Origin of the sequence: Brachybacterium sp. AOP43-C2-M15, assembly GCF_052446295.1 — a bacterium.
Lineage (GTDB): Bacteria > Actinomycetota > Actinomycetes > Actinomycetales > Dermabacteraceae > Brachybacterium.
In genome coordinates this window covers 1-14,004 of record NZ_JBQSWB010000011.1, presented here as the reverse complement: position 1 = coordinate 14,004, position 14,004 = coordinate 1, and the positions used below count along the sequence as shown (strand labels likewise).

The window sequence follows — 14,004 nt, the reverse complement described above, 5'->3', positions numbered from 1 at the left end:
ACGACCGAGGGAGAGTGCCATGTCCTCCACGTCCGACCCGTCCCGGATGGACCCCTACAGCGACGATCCCGGCGCCGCCCCGGGCAGCACCGCCGTGCTCGATCGGCAGCTGCAGGAGCAGGAGCAGAAGACCGACGACGGCGACCACGACCGGTTCGCCCACTACGTGCGCAAGGACAAGGTCACCCAGGCCGCCCTCGGCGGGACCCCGGTGATCGCACTGTGCGGCAAGGTGTGGGTGCCCGGCCGCGACCCCGACAAGTACCCGGTGTGCCCGGAGTGCAAGGAGATCTACGAGGGGATGCGCGAGCCGAACGACGGCGGAGACGGCAAGGGCGGATCCGGGAAGGGCGGCGGCTTCCGCGGCTTCTTCGGCGGGCGCCGCTGACCTCGCCGACGCCCGCACCGGCGGAGGTCCCCGCAGGACACTCCGGGGACTTCCTCACATCGGCGCCGTCGGCGGATCGTCGCACCGCGGCGGTACGGTGGAGCACGCTGTGAACACGACCCCTTCCCTCTTCTCCGCGAGCGATCCCCGCCAGCCCTCCGAGGCGGCCGCGCGATCGCTTCCCGTCGCCTACCCGGAGCGCGCCGCCTGGGGCACCGTCCCCAAGCTGCGCGCCTGGCAGTCCGAGGCCCTCGAGCTGTACACCCGCCGCGCCCCCAGGGACTTCCTGGCCGTCGCGACCCCGGGTGCCGGCAAGACCACCTTCGCGCTGCAGATCGCGGCCGGGCTGCTCTCCGAGGGCACGGTCCGCCGCATCACCGTGGTCGCACCGACCGAGCACCTGAAGACCCAGTGGGCCGACGCCGCCGCCCGCGTGGGCATCTCGCTGGACCCCAACTTCTCCAACGCCCAGGGCGCCCACGGCTCCCACTACCAGGGTGTCGCGGTGACCTATGCGCAGGTCGGGATGCACCCCGCTCTGCACCGGGCCCGTACCGAGGCGGACCGCACCCTGGTGATCCTCGACGAGATCCACCACGCCGGGGACGCGCGCACCTGGGGCGACGGGGTGCGCGACGCCTTCGACCCGGCCACCCGGCGGCTCGCCCTGACCGGCACCCCGTTCCGCTCCGACGACTCGCAGATCCCCTTCGTCGTCTACGAGGAGGACGCCGAGGGCTTCGCGCGCTCGAAGGCGGACTACACCTACGGCTACGGCGACGCGCTGCGCGATCACGTGGTGCGCCCGGTGCTGTTCATGACCTACTCGGGCCGGATGCACTGGCGCACCAAGACCGGGGACGAGGTCTCCGCCCAGCTCGGGGCGCTGGAGACCAAGGACATCACCCAGCAGGCCTGGCGCACCGCGCTGGACCCCCGGGGCGAGTGGATCCAGTCCGTGCTCTCGGCCGCGGACCGTCGCCTGACCGAGGTGCGCCGTCATGTCCCGGACGCGGGCGGACTCGTGATCGCCACCGATCAGAAGGCCGCCCGGTCCTACGCCGCGACCCTCCGGGAGATCTGCGGCGAGGAGCCCACGGTGGTCCTCTCCGACGACGCCGGCGCAGGCGAGCGGATCGAGAGCTTCTCCGCCTCCGAGGACCGCTGGATGGTCGCGGTGCGGATGGTCTCGGAGGGCGTGGACGTGCCGCGCCTGGCGGTGGGCGTCTACGCCACCTCGACCTCGACCCCGATGTTCTTCGCCCAGGCGGTGGGCCGTTTCGTGCGCTCGCGCACCCGCGGGGAGACCGCGAGCGTCTTCCTGCCCACGGTCCCGATCCTGATGGCCCACGCCGCCGAGATGGAGGCCGAGCGCGACCACGTGCTCGACCGCCGCCCCAAGGCCGGGGACGAGGAGACCGGGCTCGACGAGGGCCTCATCGAGCAGGCCAACCGCCCCGAGCAGGCCTCCGACCAGCTGGAGATGAGCTTCGAGGCGCTCGAGTCGGAGGCCTCCTTCGACCGGGTGCTGTTCGACGGCGGCGAGTACGGCGCCGGCGGGATGATCGGCTCCGAGGACGAGCAGGAGTTCCTGGGGATCCCGGGCCTGCTGGACGCGGACCAGATGCGCACCGTCCTCCAGCAGCAGCAGGCCGAGCAGCAGGCCCGGCGCCGGCAGAGCGGCACCGCGGAACGCCCCACCACGCCGGGCGTGGTCGATCACCGCCAGCTGATGGACCTGCGCAAAGAGCTCTCCTCGCTGGTCTCCGCCTGGGCCCGCAAGACCGGCGCTCCGCACGGCTCCGTGCACAACACGCTGCGCAGCCGCAGCGGGGGACCGGCGGTCGCGCAGGCCAGCGCCGAGCAGATCCAGGAGCGGATCGGGATCGTGCGAGGCTGGTTCGTCGGACGGCGCTGAGCCCGGCCGGGATCAGCCGAGCACGCGCGCCGCGTCCGCGCCGTCGGTGACGGTGGGGATCGCGATGCCGCCGTCGGGGCCGTGATCGGCCGGGATCCCCAGCTCCGCGAGCGAGGCGGCATGGCGCGCCCGCGCCGCCTCGAGCCGGGCCGGGCCGGGCAGCTCCTCGACCGGTTCCCCGCCGAGGACCAGCGGCTGCTGGAGGGGCCGCATCGAGGTGCGCTTCCAGTCCGGGTTCGCCGCGCCGGAGGTCAGCTCGGCGACCAGCTCGCGCTCGAACTCGGCGACCTCCTCCTCGCCCGGCAGCACGAGCTCGGCGAAGGCCGCTCCGCCCACCAGCATCCGGAACGCGGCCTTGCCGGCGCCGAGAGTGGCCTTGTCGGCGGACTGCTTGCCCACGGGGTGCATCCGTCCGTCGGCCCCTTCGCGCTCCACCAGCTTGTAGACGAAGCCGGGCGCCGGGTGCCCGCCGCCGGTGACTAGGCGGGTGCCGATCCCGTAGCCGTCCAGCGGTGCGTGCTTCAGCTCCTCGACCCGGTACTCGTCCAGGTCGCCGGTGGCGGTGATCCTCGTGCCCGTCGCGCCCAGGGAGTCCAGCAGCGCCCGCACCTCGGCGGCCTGGGTCCCGAGGTCCCCGGAATCCAGGCGCACGGCCCCGAGCCCGGGGCCGGCGATCTCGACCGCTGTGCGCACCGCGGACTCGACGTCGTAGGTGTCCACCAGCACGGTGGTGCCGGTGCCCTGGCTGGTCAGCTGGGCGCGGAAGGCCTCCTCCTCGGTGTCGAACAGGAGGGTGAAGGCATGGGCGGCGGTGCCGGCGACGGGGACCCGGTAGTGGGCGCCCGCGGCGAGGTTCGAGGTCGAGGCGAAGCCGACCAGGTAGGCGGCGCGGGCCGCGGCGATCGCAGCGTCCTCGTGGACCCGCCGCCCGCCCATCTCGATGCAGGGTCGGCCCCGCGCGGCGGTCACCATCCGCGACCCCGCCGAGGCGATCCCGCTGTCATGGTTCAGGATCGAGAGCACCACCGTCTCCAGCAGCACCGCGTTCTCGAACGTCCCCTCGACCCGCAGCACGGGAGAGTTCGGGAAGTAGAGCTCGCCCTCGGCGTAGCCGTGCACGTCCCCGGTGAAGCGGTAGTCGGCCAGATGCTCGAGGGTCTCCTCCTGCAGCGCGCCGGTCCGACGCAGGAAGCGCAGGTCCGCGTCGTCGAAGCGGAAGTCCGCGATCGCATCGAGCACGCGGCCGGTGCCCGCGAGCGCGCCGTAGCGCCGCCCCTCGGGCAGGGAGCGGGTGAACACCTCGAAGACGCAGCGACGCGAGGCGGTGCCGGCCTCGCGGGCGGCCTCGAGCATCGTCAGCTCGTAGAGATCGGTGAGCAGGGCAGAAGTCACGGTATCCACCGTAATGCGTGCCGGGGCGACAGAGGACCGGGCGCGCCCCGTAGACTCGTCGACGCCGCGTCCCGATCCCTGGGGCAAGGGTGAGCCAGGAGGAATGTGCATGCCGGTGGATCTGCCGCGGGCGGACCCGGGAACGGAGTCGCTCACCGATCTCTCGCACGAGGCGCAGGTGACCGCCGAGTCCGACGGACCCTGGTGCACCGTCGTCTGGAACGACCCCGTGAACCTCATGAGCTACGTGGTCTTCGTGCTGCGCAGCTACTTCGGGTACTCCCGGGTGGTGGCCGAGCAGCTGATGATGCAGGTGCACGAGGAGGGGCGCGCGATCGTCTCGCGCGGATCCCGCGAACGGGTGGAGACCGACGTGCAGGCCATGCACTCCTTCGGTCTCCAGGCGACGCTCGAGAGGGCGGGGGAGGACTGATGGCGCACGCATTCCGCCGCCGCCCCGACGGCTCCCTGGCCTGCCGGCTCGACGGCGAGGAGAAGGCGATCATCGCCCAGGTCGCGCAGGAGACCGCGGACCTCATCCGCGCGGACCTGGGGATCGACTCCGACGCGGAGGCGCTGCGGAGGGCCGCCGAGAGCGAGGACCCGCTGCGGCGCCTGGAGGCCGAGTTCGCCGGCCGCGACGCCCGGGAGCCCTCGGACTCGGCCGTCCGGCGCCTGTTCCCCGCCGCCTCCGAGGATCCGGCGCTCGCGGCCGAGTACCGACGCCTGGGCCAGCAGGACCTCGCCGAGGGCAAGCTCGCCGACCTGCGACGGGTGATGGCGATCCTCGATGCGACCGGCGGCGGGCACGGCGAGGTCGTGATCGACGACGACGCCGCCCTGGCGATGCTGCGGGCCCTGAACGACGTGCGGATCGTGCTGGCCGACCGGCTCGGTCTGAAGCGCGACGGCGACTTCGACACCGTGCGGATGCTCCAGCAGATCGAGGACGGGGTGGAGGGCGCGGGCGCCACCGGTGACGAGGAGCACGTGGGATCCGACATCGTGATCGCCGTGTACGAGCTGCTGTCCTGGCTGCAGGAGAGCCTGCTCAGGGCGCTCGACTAGCGCTCGAGGGGCACGTGGCCAGGCAGGCGGCGGCACGCACCCGCTCGGAGAGCCGGTCCCGCCGGATGTGCCCGAACTGTGAAACTGCACGCAGTGAGCGTGGGGTCACTGCCATGGACGGCTGTCGAGATTAGCCTTGCCCGGATGAACAACGCGCCGATCGGGATCTTCGACTCCGGGGTGGGCGGGCTCACCGTCGCCCGCGCCGTCCTCGACCAGCTGCCGCAGGAGGAGCTGGTCTACATCGGCGACACCGAGAACGGTCCGTACGGTCCCCGGCCGATCGCCGAGGTGCGCTCCCTGGCCCTGGACATCATGGACGGTCTCGTCGGCCACGGCGTGAAGATGCTCGTCATCGCCTGCAACACCGCCTCGGCCGCCGTGCTGCGCGATGCCCGGGAGCGCTACGACGTGCCGGTGGTCGAGGTCATCCAGCCGGCCGTGCGTCGCGCGGTGGCGGCCACCCGCAACCGCCGTGTCGGCGTGATCGGCACCCAGGGGACCGTCACCTCCCGCGCCTACGAGGACGCCTTCGCCGCGGCCCCCGAGCTCGAGCTCTTCACCCAGGCGTGCCCGCGCTTCGTCGAGCTCGTCGAGCAGGGCGTGGTCAGCGGCGAGGAGGTGGTCGCCGTGGCCGAGGAGTACCTCGCCCCCGTGCGGGAGGCGGGGGTGGACACCCTGGTGCTCGGCTGCACCCACTACCCGATGCTGGCCGGCCCCATCAGCTACCTGATGGGTCCGGACGTCACCCTCGTCTCCTCCGCGGAGGAGACGGCGCTGGACGTGTACCGGCAGCTGCACGCCGCCGATCAGCTGCGCGAGGCGCAGCACTCGCCACGGCACGTGTTCGCCCAGACCGCGGAGGGCCCGGGCAGCGAGAACTTCGCCCTGCTCTCCCGCCGGTTCCTGGGTCCCACCCTCGAGATGACCGGGTCGCTGCCCGTGGTGCCGGCATGAGGGTCCACGTCATCGGCTGCAGCGGCAGCTTCGCCGGACCCCAGGGGGCGGCCTCCAGCTACCTCATCGAGCAGGAGGACGCCGACGGGCGCCTGTGGCGGGTGCTGATGGACCTGGGCTCGGGCGCCTTCGGCCCGCTGCAGAGCGCCATCGACCCGGCCGATCTGGACGCGGTGATCATCTCCCACCTCCATCCCGACCACTATCTCGACCTCACCGGTCTCGAGGTGTTCTGGGCCTACCACGAGCGGGACGACCTCGGGCAGCTGCCCATCCACGCGCCGGCCCCGCTGCCCGATCGGCTCTCCGCCGTGCTCAGCCGCGACGGGATCGTCCCCGACGGCGTGGACCGTGCCCCGTTCGACTACCGCACGCTGAGCGACGGTCACCGCTTCACGGTGGGTCCGCTCGAGATCGGGACCCGCGCCGTGCTGCACCCGGTGGAGGCCTATGGCTTCCGCATCACCGGAGGAGGCAGCACGCTCGCCTACTCGGGGGACAGCGACACCTGCGAGTCCCTCGACGAGCTCGCCCACGGCGCCGACCTGTTCCTCTGCGAGGCCGGCTACATCGAGGGCCGCGACGACCGCTTCAGCGGCGTGCACCTGACCGGTCGGCGGGCCGGGGAGTGCGCGACCCGGGCGGGGGTCGGCCATCTCGCGCTGACCCACATCCCGGCCTGGACGGATCCCCAGGTGCCGCTCGCGGAGGCCCGCGCCGTGCACACCGGGGAGATCACGATGGTCCAGCCGGGGGATATCCTCGAGGTCCCCGCCTGATCGGCCTGCCGCGACATCGCGGCGGGCGATCGACGCGGGGCCTGTTCGCCTCTGACGAGGACCCCTGACGAGGAAGGAGCTCCGTGAGCTCTCCGACCCAGACCCCTGCCGGCGACCGCGTCGACGGCCGCACCCCCGACCAGCTGCGCGAGGTGCGCATCACCCGCGGCTGGCTCGACCACGCCGAGGGCAGCGCGCTCATCGAGTTCGGCCGCACCCGCGTGCTGTGCGCCGCCTCCTTCACCGAGGGCGTGCCGCGCTGGAAGAAGGGCTCCGGCTCCGGCTGGGTCACCGCCGAGTACGCGATGCTGCCCCGTGCGACCGACTCCCGCTCCCCGCGCGAGTCGGTCAAGGGGAAGATCGGCGGGCGCACCCACGAGATCTCCCGTCTCATCGGCCGCTCCCTGCGCGCGATCATCGACCTCGATGCGCTGGGCGAGAACACCATCCAGCTGGACTGCGACGTCCTGCAGGCCGACGGCGGCACCCGCACCGCCGCGATCACCGGCGCCTACGTGGCGCTCGCCGATGCGATCACCTGGGGCAAGCAGCACACCTCTCTGCCCGCCGCGACGGAGGTCCTCACCGACTCGGTGAGCGCGATCAGCGTCGGCATCGTCGACGGCCGGCCGCTGCTGGACCTCGAGTACCGCGAGGACGTCACCGCCGAGACCGACATGAACGTCGTGGTCACCGGGGCCGGCTCCTTCGTGGAGGTGCAGGGCACCGCCGAGGGCGCGCCCTTCGACCGGACCGAGCTCGGCGCGCTGCTGGACCTCGCGACCGGCGGGTGCGCGCAGCTCGCGGACATCCAGCGCGACGTGCTGGCCGCGCAGCGATGACCGCACCCGCCCAGGTCCCCGCCGGGGCGCGGGTCATCCTCGCCTCCCACAATGCGAAGAAGCTGCGCGAGCTGCAGCGGATCCTCGCCGCGGCCGTGCCCGGCCTGGAGCCCGAGCAGGTCGTCTCCTCGGCCGGCATCGCCCTGCCGGACGTGGTCGAGGATGCCGTCACCTTCGAGGGCAACGCCCTGCTGAAGGCCCGAGCGGCGGCCGCGGCCACCGGACTGCTCGCGGTCGCCGACGACTCCGGGCTCGCGATCGACGTGCTCGGAGGATCGCCGGGCATCTTCTCCGCCCGCTGGAGCGGCCGCCATGGCGACGACGAGGCGAACAACGACCTCCTGCTCGCCCAGCTCGGAGACGTCCCCGACGTCCACCGCGCGGCCCGCTTCGTGTGCGCGGCGGCGCTGGTGGCCCCCGACGGGGCCGAGGCCGTCGAGCGCGGTGAGATGACCGGCACCCTGCTGCGGGAGCGCCGCGGCGAGGGCGGCTTCGGCTACGACCCGCTGTTCCTGCCCGAGGGCGAGACGCGCTCCGCCGCGCAGCTCACCCCCGAGGAGAAGGACGCGATCTCGCATCGCGGCAAGGCGTTCCGGGCGGTCGCCGCGCACGTCGCGCGCCTGCTGGGCTGAACTCGACCGGGCCCGGTCGAGCCATCTCGTGCACGGTCCTGCCGGGTCCTGCTGAGCCGTGCCCGTCCGGGCACGTCGCCCGGTGCGCGCCTCAGGCCGCGCCGACGTGGGCGAGGGCGCGCCGGACCAGCAGATCGCGCCCTCCGTTCATCTCGTCCAGCGGCGAGGAGTCGGCCAGCAGCTCGTCGACCCCGTACCAGGACAGCTCCAGGGCGTCCTCCTGGGGAGCGGTCTCCCCGTCGATCGGCACCACGTAGGCGAGCGAGATCGCGTGCTGGCGCGGATCGTGGAACGGCGAGACCCCCGGGGTGGGGAAGTACTCGGCGACAGTGAACGGCACGGGGGAGACCGGGATGCGCGGCATCGCCATCGGTCCGAGGTCCTTCTCGACGTGGCGGGCGATCGCCTCCCGGACGGTCTCGTGGACCAGCACGCGCCCGGAGACGATCGCGCGCACGATCTGGCCGTCCCCCGACGCCCGCAGCAGCAGCCCCACCTCCACCACGGTGCCGTCCACGTCGGTGCGCACGGGCACCACGTCGACGTAGGGGATCGGCAGGCGTCGACGCAGCTCGGTGACGTGCTCCGGCTCGAACCACGGCCCTTCGGAGTCCACGGCGGTGCGATTGCTCATCGGACGGTCTCCTCGGCGTCGTCGGACGGGGCTCCCTCGGGGAGAGCTCCCGCGGCGGAGGCGCTCTGCCGCTGCAGGTCCAGCGGGGTCAGCCCCTCCTGCCCCACGGGGAAGCGAGGTCCCTGCTCGTGGGAGGCGACCCTGGCCTCGTGCTCGACGCTCTGCCCGGCGACCATCGTGACCGACCAGGTGGTTCCCTCGAGCTCGAGGAGGGAGAGCGTCGCGTTCGGGATCGAGGGCAGCGACCGTCCGATGACCCCGGAGAGCAGGAAGCGGATCAGGGTGCCGTGGGCGACCAGCAGCACCTTCTGCCCGGGGAACCGCCCCTCGAGGTGCTCGAGCGCGTCGTAGCCGCGGTCGGCGACCTGCTGGGGATCCTCGATGCCGGGGAAGGAGCGGCCGGGATGGCGCCGCTGCATCTCGTCGACGGGCTCGCCCTCGGCGATGCCCCAGTCGATCTCGACCAGGCGCGCGTCCGTGCCGCCGAAGGGGATCCCGTGGTCCCCGGCGATGATGCGGGCGGTCTGCTCGGCCCGCTGCAGCGGGGAGGAGACCACCACGTCCCATGCCACCGGCGGGAGGTCGTCGAGGGCGGAGTGCGCCTGCGCGATCCCCGTCTCGTTCAGCGGGATGTCCGAGGAGCCCTGGAAGAGGTTCCGTCGGTTGTAGTCCGTCTGTCCATGACGGACCAGGCCGAACAGGGTCATGAAGGGTCTCCTCGTCGCGGGATGGGTGATGCGTGCGCGAGAGGGGACTCGAACCCCCACGCCCTCGGGCACTGGAACCTAAATCCAGCGCGTCTGCCAATTCCGCCACTCGCGCGCGAACCCAGCCTAACCAGCCTGAGGGGCCGACAGTGATGCTCCGGTAGGCTCGTGTGGTCGGTGGCGCGGAGCACTCGTCCCCCTCGTGGGCGGCGCGGCCGCGACACCCCCGCAGACACGGACATCCGTTCCCGATCCCACAGGAGTTCCCATGAGCGCCCTCGCAGGCAAGACCGCCGTCGTCACCGGTTCGTCCCGAGGAGTCGGGGCCGCGACCGCGAAGCTGCTCGCCGCCGAGGGCGCGAACGTCGTGGTCAACTACCGCCAGAAGGCGCCGCGGGCGAACAAGGTCGTCGCGGAGATCGAGGCCGCGGGCGGGAAGGCCGTCGCCGTCGGCGCGGACCTCACCGACGCCGAGAGCCTGCGCGGACTCATGCAGACCGCGGTGGACACCTTCGGGGGCCTGGACCTGCTGGTGCTCAACGCCTCCGGCGGCATGGAGAAGGACCTCGGCGAGGACTACGCCATGCGCCTGAACCGCGACGCGCAGTCCGAGGCCCTCACCGCGGGGCTCGAGCATCTCTCCCAGGGCGGCCGCGTGGTGTTCGTGACCAGCCACCAGGCCCACTTCATCGACGAGGTCGAGACCATGCCCGAGTACGAGCAGGTCGCGCGGTCCAAGCGAGCGGGCGAGATCGCCCTGACCGAGCGCCTTCCCGAGATGCGGGAGAGGGGCGTCTCCTTCGTGGTCGTCTCGGCCGACATGATCGAGGGCACCGTCACCGCGACCCTGCTCGACCGCGCCCGCCCCGGTGCCCTCGAGGCCCGCCGCGAGGCCGCCGGGAAGCTGTACTCGGTCGAGGAGTTCGCCGCCGAGATCGCGGCCATGGCGTCGGCCGACGTCGAGACCGGACACATCGAGCTCGTCGGCGGCGCCGACGACTTCCTCTCCCGCGCCCGGCGGTGACGGCACTCGCGGCCCCCCGACCGCGATACGATCAGCAGCAGCACAGCCTGACGACCCCCGGAGGCAATGGTGGCCAAGAAGAAGAGCCTGGACGACATGCGCGACGAGGCCTATCGCCGACAGGACAACCTCGCGTCGGACATCGATGAGCTCATCGACCGCGTGAACCCGAAGAACGCGGCGACCCGCTGGAAGAACGAGCTCGTCGGATCCGTGAAGGGTTTTTCCGAGGCCGGTGACGGGAAGACCCCTGCGACGCTCCCCATGGTGATCGCAGGCGGCGTCATCGGCGTGGTCCTGATCGGAGGGGGCATCGCCGCGGCGATCGCCCTGTCGCGGCGCGAGCCCACCCGCGGCGAGAAGCTCGCCGCGGCCATGAAGGACGCGCGGCGCAGCACCGAGCGCTCCGCGAAGCAGGCCGCGAAGTCGGTGAGGAAGTCCTCGCTGCCGCGCTCCAAGGACGCCGAGAAGCATGCCGCAGAGCTCGGCGCCATCCTCCAGGAGGCCGCGAAGCGCGCCGAGAAGAAGGTCGCGTCCGTGGGCGGCTGAGGTCGCCGACGCCTCAGGCCGTCCCGTGCGGTCCCGGACCCTGACATCCGCCGGCGCCCCGTGCTCCTCGTGAGCCCGGGGCGTCGGTCATGCCGGGGGTGCGGACGCGGACCCGTCGACCCGTCCGTCGACCTCCCCGTCCACGTAGAGCCACGCGCCTCCTTCGCGCACGAACCGCGAGTTCTCGCGCTGCACCTGGCGGCCCTGCGGGCTGCGCGAGATCGCGACGAACTCCACGGTGCCGGCATCGTCGAAGGGGCCGCCCGCCGAGGTCCCGCGGATCTCCAGGCGCAGCCACCGCACCTCCTGCTCGAGCGAGGCGGCCAGGTCGTCGCGGTCCGGGGCCGTCGAGGGATGCCAGCTGCGCAGCAGGTGCTCGAGGTCGCGCACCGCGAAGGCCGTGTACCGCGAGCGCATCAAGGCCTGCGCGGTCCCGGCCCGGCGCTCCTGACGCAGCACGGGCCCGCAGCAGGTGCCGAAGTCGTCGCCGCTTCCGCACGGGCAGCGGGCGTCGTCGGGCAGAGACGTGTCGGCGGTGCTCATCCCTCCAGTATCACGTGCCACGGCGGCTCGGCCTCCGCGGCGCCCGGGTCGCGGATGGCAGGATCGTCCCATGCCCGCGACACCGACCGCCCCCGGCGCCGACCAGCCCGCGGCCCCGCAGCTGCCCGACGGCTACGCGCTGAGCGACGCTCCGCCGGGCTCGCAGGAGTACGTGCGGCTGCGCAGGGAGGCCGGACTCAGCCCTCGCACCCCGGAGCAGGCCGCGGGCGCACTGACCGCGAGCTGGGCCTGGACCACCGTGCGCTCCGCCGACGGTGCGCTGGCCGCGATGGGACGGATCATCGGGGACGGCACCTGGTACTTCCACCTCGCCGACGTCGCCACGGACCCCGTCCATCAGCGTCGCGGGCTGGGGCGTGCGGTGATGGAGGACCTCCTCGGCCGCATCGATGCGGCCGCGCCCCCGCATCCGTACATCACTCTGCTCGCGGACCCGCCGGGGCAGCGGCTCTACCGCTCGCTCGGCTTCGTCGACTCCGACCCCAGCCTGGGGATGCGGCTTCCCCGCTGAGCCGAGCGGCCGGCGGGGGCCGACGAGCACCCGCTGTGACCTGACCCTCCTGCGCCCCGACACCGACGCCCGCCCCGCTGCCGGATCTGCCTAGGCTCGCCTCATGAAGCGCTTCGAGATCGACGAGAACGACCCCCGCACCCCGTTCGAGAGGATGACGGCGGGGGACTGGTACATCGCCGACGACCCCGAGATCCAGAGGGCCTTCCGCCGCGCCCTGGCCGAGACCGCCCGCTTCGAGCGCGCGTACGCCGAGGATCCGGACGGCGCGCAGGAGATCCTGCACGGCCTGCTCGGCACGCTCGGCCGGGGCGCCCACGTGCGGGCGCCCCTGCGGGTGGACTACGGCACCCGGCTGCACATCGGCGAGGGGACCTTCGTCAACTACGCCCTCACCGCGCTGGACGTGGTCGAGATCCGCATCGGGAGCCACTGCCAGCTGGGCCCGAACATCCAGCTGCTCACTCCGATCCATCCCCTCGAGCTCGAGCCGCGGCGCGAGGGCTGGGAGGCCGCCGAGCCGATCATCGTCGGCGACGACGTCTGGATCGGCGGGGGAGTGACCGTGCTGCCCGGCGTGAGCATCGGGGACGGCGCCGTGATCGGCGCCGGGAGCGTGGTCACGAAGGACGTCTCCGCGCGCAGCCTCGCCGTCGGCAGCCCGGCCCGGGTGATCCGCGAGCTCTGAGGATCGGCGACGGCGCGGCCCTGCGGCCGGTCCGCTCAGCGGCGGGACCAGCCCGGGGTGGACGGGCCGACCGTCGGCCGCCAGCCGGTCTCGGACATGAACCGCACCGAGGAGACGCGCAGGGAGCGGCGCTGGACCTCCAGGCGGGTGCCGACGATCGCCTGCGTGATCTCCGGATAGAACTTCGCGGGCTGCCCGCTCCCGGCCTCCGCGGCGAGATCCTTCGCCCAGCGACCGCGGGTGATCGGCTCCCCGCCGACGTTGTAGAAGCCGCTGCCGGCGCGCAGCGCGGCCACGAAGGCACGGCCCGCGTCCCAGTGGTGGAGCAGGGTGATGTAGTTCTCCGGCTTGCCCAGCAGGATCGGGTCGCCGTCCCGCGTCGCCTTGAGGGCATGGGTGGTCTGCGGATCCCGGCCGAACAGCTGCCCCAGACGCAGCACCACGGCGCTGCGGCCGGAGGTCGCGAAGTTCACCGCGGCGCGCATCTCCGCCACCCGGGGGCGGAACGCCTGGTTGCGGACGCTCAGGGGGAGGTCCTCGCCGATCCACTCGGTCCCGTTGTCCGGGTAGAGGAAGACGGAGGACTCCTGGATCAGCTTGCGCACCCCGGCCTGGGCGGCCGCCTCGGCGATCGCGACCGAGGCCTCGAGATGGAGCTTGTCGTCCTCCCGCCAGGCGAGCGGGCGCAGACCGGCCATGCCGACGGGGACGTGGGCGAGGGTGTTGATGACGACGTCGTGGCCGCGGAAGGCGCGGGCCAGATCACCGGCGTCGAACACGTCGGCGACCAGCGCGCCGCCGCCGCGGCCCTCGATGATCGGCACGCCGGAGTCCCGTCGGGTGATCCCGGTGACCTCGTGCCCGGCGGCGACCAGCGCCTCCACGGCTTCCTGGCCGAGCACGCCTGTGGCACCGGTGACCGCGATCCTCACGCTGACCTCCTCCGGCGAGCGGCCTGCTGGGCCGCCCGCGCACCGTGTTTCCTGGGAGCAACGAGTCTAGGGGATCGGGGCTGGTCCCCGCGCCGACGAGCGTCCCGGTGGACGGGGCGCCGGGGCGCGGAGAGACAGTTCCGACGGCGGTCCTCACGGGCCCCGAGCGGGCGGTCCTGTTCACTCGATCACAGACCCGCCCCTGAGGTTGGACCTCCTGCGGCGAGGGGGTAAAGTTCTTTCCTGTTCGCGCCATTAGCTCAGTTGGTTAGAGCAGCTGACTCTTAATCAGCGGGTCCGGGGTTCGAGTCCCTGATGGCGCACCACCTGAAGCCCCACCGGTCATCCGGTGGGGCTTCTTCGTGTCCCGACGTCGTTCGCCCCACGGCGCATCGCCTCGCTCTGCGCGACGATCGTCG

17 protein-coding genes and 2 tRNA genes are annotated in these 14,004 nt (G+C 72.8%); 13 read left to right on the top strand and 6 right to left on the bottom strand.

Features of this window, described 5'->3' with window-relative positions; genetic code table 11:
- The first annotated feature begins 19 nt into the window (after nucleotides 1–19).
- A complete protein-coding gene (locus ACT3SP_RS13065; RefSeq protein ID WP_444587733.1) occupies nucleotides 20–388 on the top strand; it encodes a DUF3039 domain-containing protein in 369 nt (122 codons plus the stop codon).
- A gap of 109 nt (nucleotides 389–497) precedes the next feature.
- Nucleotides 498–2,306, top strand: coding sequence for a DEAD/DEAH box helicase (locus ACT3SP_RS13060; RefSeq protein ID WP_444587732.1), 1,809 nt, complete (start codon nucleotides 498–500; stop codon nucleotides 2,304–2,306).
- A 12-nt stretch (nucleotides 2,307–2,318) separates the two neighbouring features.
- Here the strand turns inward: ACT3SP_RS13060 and ACT3SP_RS13055 are convergent, their stop codons facing one another.
- Complete coding sequence (locus ACT3SP_RS13055) at nucleotides 2,319–3,698, bottom strand: nicotinate phosphoribosyltransferase (protein WP_444587731.1); 1,380 nt, start codon at nucleotides 3,696–3,698, stop codon at nucleotides 2,319–2,321.
- Nucleotides 3,699–3,807: 109 nt separating this feature from the next.
- On the opposite strand from ACT3SP_RS13055, the gene clpS reads away from it, so the two are divergent.
- The 6 genes from clpS (at nucleotide 3,808) to rdgB (ending at nucleotide 7,976) form a co-directional block, all read left to right on the top strand.
- Nucleotides 3,808–4,131, top strand: a complete 324-nt coding sequence (clpS, locus tag ACT3SP_RS13050) for an ATP-dependent Clp protease adapter ClpS (protein ID WP_444587730.1) — start codon at nucleotides 3,808–3,810, stop codon at nucleotides 4,129–4,131.
- Nucleotides 4,131–4,766, top strand: a complete 636-nt coding sequence (locus ACT3SP_RS13045; RefSeq protein ID WP_444587729.1) for a DUF2017 domain-containing protein — start codon at nucleotides 4,131–4,133, stop codon at nucleotides 4,764–4,766. Before clpS ends, ACT3SP_RS13045 begins: the two co-directional genes overlap by 1 nt.
- 144 nt (nucleotides 4,767–4,910) lie before the next feature.
- Nucleotides 4,911–5,723, top strand: a complete 813-nt coding sequence (murI, locus tag ACT3SP_RS13040; RefSeq protein WP_444587728.1) for a glutamate racemase — start codon at nucleotides 4,911–4,913, stop codon at nucleotides 5,721–5,723.
- Nucleotides 5,720–6,502: an MBL fold metallo-hydrolase gene (locus ACT3SP_RS13035; protein WP_444587727.1), complete on the top strand. Its 783-nt coding sequence runs from the start codon at nucleotides 5,720–5,722 to the stop codon at nucleotides 6,500–6,502. Before murI ends, ACT3SP_RS13035 begins: the two co-directional genes overlap by 4 nt.
- 83 nt (nucleotides 6,503–6,585) lie before the next feature.
- Complete coding sequence (gene rph, locus ACT3SP_RS13030; protein ID WP_444587726.1) at nucleotides 6,586–7,344, top strand: ribonuclease PH; 759 nt, start codon at nucleotides 6,586–6,588, stop codon at nucleotides 7,342–7,344.
- Nucleotides 7,341–7,976 carry an RdgB/HAM1 family non-canonical purine NTP pyrophosphatase gene (gene rdgB / locus ACT3SP_RS13025; protein ID WP_444587725.1) on the top strand — a complete coding sequence of 212 codons (636 nt, stop codon included), beginning with the start codon at nucleotides 7,341–7,343 and terminating at the stop codon, nucleotides 7,974–7,976. Before rph ends, rdgB begins: the two co-directional genes overlap by 4 nt.
- A gap of 91 nt (nucleotides 7,977–8,067) precedes the next feature.
- On the opposite strand, the gene ACT3SP_RS13020 is transcribed toward rdgB, so the two are convergent.
- The 3 genes from ACT3SP_RS13020 to ACT3SP_RS13010 form a co-directional block, all read right to left on the bottom strand.
- On the bottom strand, nucleotides 8,068–8,610 hold the full coding sequence (locus ACT3SP_RS13020; RefSeq protein WP_444587724.1) for an NUDIX hydrolase family protein: 543 nt from the start codon (nucleotides 8,608–8,610) through the stop codon (nucleotides 8,068–8,070).
- Complete coding sequence (locus tag ACT3SP_RS13015) at nucleotides 8,607–9,317, bottom strand: histidine phosphatase family protein (RefSeq protein ID WP_444587723.1); 711 nt, start codon at nucleotides 9,315–9,317, stop codon at nucleotides 8,607–8,609. The genes ACT3SP_RS13020 and ACT3SP_RS13015 overlap by 4 nt, the downstream gene beginning before the upstream one ends.
- Before the next feature lie 33 nt (nucleotides 9,318–9,350).
- Nucleotides 9,351–9,432: transfer RNA gene (locus ACT3SP_RS13010), tRNA-Leu, on the bottom strand.
- 153 nt (nucleotides 9,433–9,585) lie between these two features.
- Here ACT3SP_RS13010 and ACT3SP_RS13005 point away from each other — a divergent pair.
- Together ACT3SP_RS13005 and ACT3SP_RS13000 are read left to right on the top strand one after the other, a co-directional pair.
- Nucleotides 9,586–10,341 (top strand): SDR family oxidoreductase, encoded by a 756-nt coding sequence (locus ACT3SP_RS13005; protein WP_444587722.1) that lies wholly within the window; start codon nucleotides 9,586–9,588, stop codon nucleotides 10,339–10,341.
- 66 nt (nucleotides 10,342–10,407) lie between these two features.
- Entirely contained in the window at nucleotides 10,408–10,890 is a 483-nt protein-coding gene (locus tag ACT3SP_RS13000; RefSeq protein WP_444587721.1) for a hypothetical protein, read from the top strand.
- An 87-nt stretch (nucleotides 10,891–10,977) separates the two neighbouring features.
- On the opposite strand, the gene ACT3SP_RS12995 is transcribed toward ACT3SP_RS13000, so the two are convergent.
- Nucleotides 10,978–11,433, bottom strand: coding sequence for a YchJ family protein (locus ACT3SP_RS12995; protein WP_444587720.1), 456 nt, complete (start codon nucleotides 11,431–11,433; stop codon nucleotides 10,978–10,980).
- A gap of 70 nt (nucleotides 11,434–11,503) precedes the next feature.
- Here ACT3SP_RS12995 and ACT3SP_RS12990 point away from each other — a divergent pair, with 70 nt between their 5' ends.
- Nucleotides 11,504–11,965 carry a GNAT family N-acetyltransferase gene (locus ACT3SP_RS12990; RefSeq protein ID WP_444587719.1) on the top strand — a complete coding sequence of 154 codons (462 nt, stop codon included), beginning with the start codon at nucleotides 11,504–11,506 and terminating at the stop codon, nucleotides 11,963–11,965.
- A gap of 103 nt (nucleotides 11,966–12,068) precedes the next feature.
- Nucleotides 12,069–12,653 (top strand): sugar O-acetyltransferase, encoded by a 585-nt coding sequence (locus ACT3SP_RS12985; protein WP_444587718.1) that lies wholly within the window; start codon nucleotides 12,069–12,071, stop codon nucleotides 12,651–12,653.
- Between the two features lie 35 nt (nucleotides 12,654–12,688).
- Here ACT3SP_RS12985 and ACT3SP_RS12980 read toward each other — a convergent pair whose 3' ends face one another.
- Nucleotides 12,689–13,585 (bottom strand): NAD-dependent epimerase/dehydratase family protein, encoded by an 897-nt coding sequence (locus tag ACT3SP_RS12980; RefSeq protein WP_444587717.1) that lies wholly within the window; start codon nucleotides 13,583–13,585, stop codon nucleotides 12,689–12,691.
- Between the two features lie 249 nt (nucleotides 13,586–13,834).
- Here ACT3SP_RS12980 and ACT3SP_RS12975 point away from each other — a divergent pair.
- Nucleotides 13,835–13,911 (top strand) — tRNA-Lys (locus ACT3SP_RS12975).
- Nucleotides 13,912–14,004 lie beyond the last annotated feature (93 nt).